The organism is Micromonospora sp. D75, assembly GCF_018070405.1.
Lineage (GTDB): Bacteria > Actinomycetota > Actinomycetes > Mycobacteriales > Micromonosporaceae > Micromonospora > Micromonospora chalcea.
Genome location: NZ_JAGPXV010000515.1, coordinates 1 through 4,397, shown reverse-complemented (window position 1 = coordinate 4,397; position 4,397 = coordinate 1). Strand labels below are relative to the sequence as shown.

The following is a 4,397-nucleotide window of genomic DNA, read 5'->3' as shown; positions in this document are numbered from 1 at the left end:
TATTCGTCGGCAGCGTCAGTTGTGTATAAGAGACAGATGCTGCTCGGCCGGGCGGCGTCACTGATCCGGTCGACAAGCTCCGAGCGGAACCGGGACGGGCGGACGATCAGGGCGGCGACCACTGTGGCGGCCACGGCGAGCAGAGCCAGCCAGATCACGGCGGCAGCGGGGACGTCGGGCAGGACGGTGGAGAAGACGGTCTGCATCACCAGCACCTCAAGGTGGAACGACTGACGAACAACGGTTTGTGGCCCGGTCATCCGGGTGGGGTGCGTCTCGCTACGGAGACGCGGCAGGGCGCGCGGGTGCGGCAGGTGTGGCCGCGCCGGGGCGTACCGGAAAGGTGGCCCGGTCAGGCGCGCGGCGGACCGCGGCGGGCGATGGCTGCCCGAGCCGGGTCGGCGACGGCGACGGCCTCGACGCCGGGCACCCGCCCGGCGGCTGTGGATTCGGTGCCGGCCGCGTCGGCGGCGGGACCGGAGGTGGACCGCGGCGCGCCGTCGGCCGTCGTGCCGCCCGCCGCGACCGTCGTCAGGCCGACCTCGGCCGGAACCGGAGACGCGATCACGCTCGGCGCGGCGGCGGAGGCGACAGTGACCGCGACGGACTGCTCGGTCACGGCGGCATGGGCGGGTGCGGCGGCGATGCCCTGGAGGCCGACGATCAGCACCAGGCCGGCCACGGCCGTGCGGGCGATCCGGCGCAGCGTCGCCGTCCAGGTGGACGGGGCGAACGCTACGGGCAGCACCAATTCAACCTATCGGTCAGCGGACGATTTCGCAGCTCAAAGATCTTGCTGGTTACGTGAGCCGTCCCACGGGTCGCTGTGGACGGACCGCTGCCTCGATGCCGCTGTCAGTTGCCGCCGAGCACCGGCGGCGGAGCGCCGTCGCCGTCGCCCCAGACCATCTCGTCCTCGGTGAGCCAGGTCAGCCGGCCGTCGGACTCGTCGTCGCCGTGGCTGCCGCGACCACCGAGCACGCCGCCGCGGCCGGCCATCGCGGGCCGCCCGGTGCCGCCGGCCCGCTCGCCGGACCTGCCCCCGGCCTCGACCACCAGGCCGCGACCGGAGGTGAGCCGGCCGGTGCCGGCCGCCGCGCGGTTCTCCGCGCCGGGCGCGCCGCCGAACCGGGCCGAGGACGCAGAGTTGGGACCGGTGCCCGCGAGCGACCCGGTGCTGAGCACGCCGGGGGCGCCGTAGAGCCCGCCGCCCCCGCCGGCCGTCATCGTGGCGGGGCCGCCGCCGGAGCCGAAGCCCGCGCCGCCGCCGCTCGTCGGGCCGCCGGGGGTGCCGGACAACGGGCCGGCGCCGGCCAGCGAGGTGCCGCCCGGGTCGACGGTGCCGCCGGTGGTGACCGAGCCCGGAGCGCCCGCGCCGGGGTTGCCGCCCGGTGTGCCCGCGCCCGGGGCGCCCGCACCGGGCGTGCCGCTGGTCGGCGCCGTGTGGTGCACGCCCGACGTGGTGGCGGTGGCGCTCGCTCCCGGGCCGAAACTGCCCAGGCTAGGGCCGGACGACGGCGTCTTGACCGAGGGGCCGTTCTGCAGCGTCGGGTCGCCGTTGCTGGTGTTGCCGGGCAGCTCGACCTCGGGCGGGTCCGGCACGACGATCCGGCCGTACGCCGAGAAGTCGTAGCCCTCGGCGAGCTTCGCCACGACCTGCACCATCCGCTGGTGCGCCTTCTCCTGCTCGGCCTTGTCCTGCTGGTGGCCGACGATCCCGCCGATCACCGCGCCGGGGGCGCCGCCGAGCAGGAAGCCCTTGCCGGCGCCGGAGAGCAGCTTGTCGTTGTCGTCGGTCTTCTCCGGGCTCTCCGCCTTGGACTGCGCGGCCCGCAGCTCGCTGGACATCATGTCGAGGCCCTGCCGGATGCCCGTCATGCCCTCGGCGAGGTTGCCGGAGTAGCGCACGACCATGTCCAGCCGCCTGGTGAACTCGCGCGCGGCGTCGCCGGTCCAGCTCTTGGACAGCGCCTCCAGGTCGGCGGTGAGGTCGCGGCCGAGGTCGTCGAGCGTGCTCTTGAGGGAGGTCCACTGGGCGCTGAGCGCCTCGATCTGCTTCGGGTCGCCGGCGTTGACGCCCTGGTAGAGCTCCTCGTGGCTGACGTGCTCGTAGCGCCGGGTGTACTCAGACACGCGGGTCCTCCTTCGGCTGCTTCATCGCCTCGTTCAGCCCCGAGAGGGCGGCGGCGATGTCGGCCGCGGCGGCGGCGTTGCGGGCCTCGGCGGTCTTGTAGTTCGTCATGATCTTGTGGGTCGCCTCGCGGGCGGCCAGGATCGCCCGGCGCAGCCGGTCGACGTGGTTGACGTAGCTCTGGTGCGTCTCGGAGTAGCGACGTGCGTTGTCGGTCGCGTCGGTGAACGTGCCGAGCGCGGGCGGGCGGCACTGCATCTGGGTGTTCAGCTTGCGCAACACCGACTCCGCCTCGTCCAGCCGCCGCTCAAGTCGCTGGTGGAAGTCCTCCAGGGACAGTACGTCTACTGTCGTGCGCCCCGTCATGGCTGCATCCCCGTAGTCATCGTCGATAACCTTCGCCGCACTCAGGTTAGTCGAAACGCGCCAACCCGGGCGACCCGTGACAGGCCCCATCCACATCGGACCCGGGCGGGGCCGGTCAACCGCCCTGGACCTGGGCCGCGGCGCCGCCGGTGGAGGGGGTCGCGGTGGGCGCCGCCGGGGTCGAGGCATCGAAGTACGCCATCGCGTCCTGGCGCGACAGCGTCGGGCCGGTCGGCACCAGCGCCAGCAGCGAGGCGGGTACGGCCAGCGGGGTCACGTCGCCGTACCCGAGGGCGCTCTTCGCGTCGCCCCCGGCGGTGCCGAGCGGAAAGCGGATGCCCTGGGCGGTGATCAGGTAGACCGTCGACCCGGCCGCCGGCTTGCCGCTCTCTCCGGCCGTGGCCTGCGCCAGCACGCCCTTGCCGCCGGGCAGCAGCACGTTCTCGGCGGTGCGTACCGCGTCCCGGCCGCCCTGCCGCGACGGCATCGCGGTCGCCTCGGTCAGCTCGGCCGGCGGGGAGTCGAAGACCTCAAGCGTGGTGGTCGGCGGCTGGCCGGGCGGGCCGGGCCGGTAGGTGGCGCAGAGCACCGTGCGCCCCGGGCGGACCTCGTGCGGCGTCGGCAGCCGGGCGGGCAGGCCGTCCGGCTCCAGCCGCTGGTCGGTGAGGAGCCGGCCCGCCTCGTCCGGCGTGATCTGCGCCACCTCGCCACCCCGGCCGAGCAGCAGCAGCGCGGTCACCTCCCGGACCGTGGCCAGGCCCTGCCGGGTGAGCACGTAGTACTGGCCGGCCGCCTGGTAGACCTGGCCGATCCGGGCCGGCCGGCCGCCCACCGTGAGCCCGCTCGCGCCGCCGTCCCCGTCGATCGTGGGCTTACGCAGCACCGGGCCCACCGGCACCGCGTTCAGCAGCTGCTGCCCGACGGTGAGATTCGTGACGCCGGCCATCTTCAACGCCACCAGCGCCTGGTCGTCGCCGGCGACACGCAGCCGCGAGCCGCCGGTGAGCAGGTAGCGGGCGTCGCCGGTGCGCACCACGACGGCCCGGTCGGTGAGCGCGGTGCCGCCGGGCAGCGTCCGGTCGATCACCAGGTGCGTGGTGGAGCGCTGCGTGTCGTTCGGGTCGGGCACGTCGCACACCGACCAGGGGAGCCCGACCAGGGACTTGCGGTCCGGCAGGTCGTCGGGGGCGCCCACGATGCCGACCAGCCGGCCGCGCGGCCGGTCCTTGATGGACGCCTGGGACATGGTGCGGGGCTTCGCCGCCGCGTCGTCGACGATCAGCCGCGCCGAGGCGTAGTTGAGCGTCGGGCGCAGCACCCGGTCCTCGCCGAAGTAGTACGTCGCGCCGGTCTCCCGCTCGATCACCAGCGTGTTCGGCTCCAGCGGCGCCGAGTTGCTGGTGAGCTGCCCGTACGCGCCCACCCCGCCGAGCACCACGGCGGCCGCGATCACGCTGCCGAACACCGCCATGCCGAGGCGGCGCATCGGCAGGTCGTTGGTCTCCGGGTCGCCCGACAGCAGCGCCGAGACGATGCGGCGGGTGACGAAGCGGTACGCCTGGACCTGATCGCGGCGGGTCCGCATGACTAACCTCCGGCGGGGTGGGTCCAACGACGACAGGGCCGAGCGGCGTCGCGGGCTTCCCTACGATAAGGGGCCACCGGGGGTGCGCCGGACCCCGTCCGCCGCCCGAACGCCGCACCCCGCCGGCGGATGTCCAGGATGTCCAGAAGGGACGCTCACCGATGACGCAGCTGCAGGCGCCACCCGGTCGTACGGCCACCGCCCCCGCCGTACCGGTGGACCGGCCGGTCACCCCGGCCGACAAGCGCCGCCGGGGCCGGCTCGGCCCGGTCGTGGTCGGGCAGCTCGTCGTGGTGGAGTGCGCCGCGCTGGCGG

At 74.6% G+C, this 4,397-nt stretch carries 4 protein-coding genes; all 4 read right to left on the bottom strand.

What is annotated here, in order from left to right; genetic code table 11:
- Positions 1-352: 352 nt before the first annotated feature.
- Positions 353-748 (bottom strand): hypothetical protein, encoded by a 396-nt coding sequence (locus KBX39_RS24440; RefSeq protein WP_064448612.1) that lies wholly within the window; start codon positions 746-748, stop codon positions 353-355.
- Between the two features lie 107 nt (positions 749-855).
- Positions 856-2,133 carry a WXG100 family type VII secretion target gene (locus KBX39_RS24435; RefSeq protein WP_210872697.1) on the bottom strand — a complete coding sequence of 426 codons (1,278 nt, stop codon included), beginning with the start codon at positions 2,131-2,133 and terminating at the stop codon, positions 856-858.
- On the bottom strand, positions 2,126-2,497 hold the full coding sequence (locus KBX39_RS24430; RefSeq protein ID WP_030503518.1) for a hypothetical protein: 372 nt from the start codon (positions 2,495-2,497) through the stop codon (positions 2,126-2,128). Before KBX39_RS24430 ends, KBX39_RS24435 begins: the two co-directional genes overlap by 8 nt.
- A 115-nt stretch (positions 2,498-2,612) precedes the next feature.
- The gene (gene eccB, locus KBX39_RS24425) at positions 2,613-4,082 is read right to left on the bottom strand and encodes a type VII secretion protein EccB (RefSeq protein WP_210872695.1); all 1,470 of its coding nucleotides are present in this window, start codon (positions 4,080-4,082) and stop codon (positions 2,613-2,615) included.
- Between the last annotated feature and the right edge of the window lie 315 nt (positions 4,083-4,397).

What these genes read in the sequence shown, in the direction of transcription:
- KBX39_RS24430 (WP_030503518.1), bottom strand. Translation starts at nt 2,497, where the DNA reads ATGACGGGGCGCACGACAGTAGACGTACTGTCCCTGGAGGACTTCCAC.
- eccB (WP_210872695.1), bottom strand. Translation starts at nt 4,082, where the DNA reads ATGCGGACCCGCCGCGATCAGGTCCAGGCGTACCGCTTCGTCACCCGC.